The sequence below is a fragment of the Microcoleus pseudofavosus SVA1_A4 genome (genome assembly GCF_036700565.1).
Lineage (GTDB): Bacteria > Cyanobacteriota > Cyanobacteriia > Cyanobacteriales > Microcoleaceae > Microcoleus.
On record NZ_JAUBPE010000188.1, the window covers coordinates 1 to 1,384 of the forward strand.

Below are 1,384 nucleotides of genomic sequence, written 5' to 3' on the forward strand. Positions count from 1 at the left end.
AACCCGCCCCTTGTATCTTAAAAGAGTCAGGCGATCAAACCGTAGACCGCAGGCTATAGAACCGCAGACACGGTTGTAATCAAACCGCAGACACGGTTGTAACTGAATCCTAACACGAGTAAAGATAAAGAAACCATTAAAGTTTCTTGCCTATAGGTACAAATGACAGTAGAAAGTGTTGTGATCGGACATCAGAAATTGGTGAAGTTGGCCCGCCCCTTAGACTATCACAAGTCTGTTGTGTAGATAAGCTCCCATTACTGATGACAGGCGCATACAAAAAAACTGGACAGTATCTTAGGCGCTCGTTTTAACGGGACAGCCTGCATTTATAAGGTTAGTTAAATTGCCTGTCATGTTCTTTCATACAAACAGGGAGTTCGGAGCAAACAATGACACCCACATTTTTAGGCATAGATATCAGTAAAAAAGACTTTCACGTCGTTTTACTGAAAGAAGAGCGCGCCTCAAAACCCAAAAAGTTCACGAATAATACCGAAGGATTTGAGAGCTTGAATAATTGGCTCAAAAAACAAGGTGTGGAAGAACTTCATGCCTGCATGGAAGCCACGAGCAATTAGGTCGATGCCCTAGCTGAATTTCTGTATGAAGCAGGCTACCGGGTAAGTGTGGTTAATCCGGCTCGGATTAAAGGGTTTGCTAAAAGCGAACTTTTGCGTACCAAAACTGACTCTGTAGATGCAGCATTGATTGCTCGTTTTTGTGCAGCAATTAAACCTTCATTTTGGAAGCCAACCCCGTTTGAAGTCAAGGAATTACAAGCTTTACTGCGACGACTAGAATCTTTGACTCAGATGTATCAACAGGAAGAGAATCGTTTGGAAACAGCTACGGAAACTGTAGCTCAACTTACGAGAGCTCATTTGGAATACATCAAAAAACAACAAGCAGAAATCAAAAAAATGATTAGCGATCATTTTGACCAACATCCGCATTTAAAACAGCAGCGCGAGCTGTTGACTTCGATTCCAGGTATTGGAGAACAGACGGCTGCTGTATTGTTAGCTGAAGTTGGTCGGATTGAAGATTATAAGAATGCTCGTCAACTGGCAGCTTATGCAGGTTTAACTCCCTGTGAGCGTAGCTCAGGAACTTCTGTACATGGCAAAACTCGTTTATCTTGTACGGGAAATGTCCGACTGCGAAAGGCATTATATATGCCTGCGGTGGTGGCGATGCGTTGTAATCCTTTCCTCAAAGCTATGACTGAGCGATTATTGGGTCGTGGAAAGGTCAAAATGCAGGTAATTGGTGCGCTGATGAGGAAGTTGGTGCATTTGGCTTTTGGGATTTTAAAGTCCCAAAAGCCTTTCGATCCAACTTATTTACTTGCTACCCCTTGACATATCAAGACAGTATCTAC

General features: G+C 42.8%; 1 pseudogene. It reads left to right on the top strand.

Features of this window, described 5'->3' with window-relative positions:
* The first annotated feature begins 392 nt into the window (after positions 1-392).
* A pseudogene (locus QUA02_RS33860) lies at positions 393-1,364 on the top strand (IS110 family transposase).
* Positions 1,365-1,384: the final 20 nt, after the last annotated feature.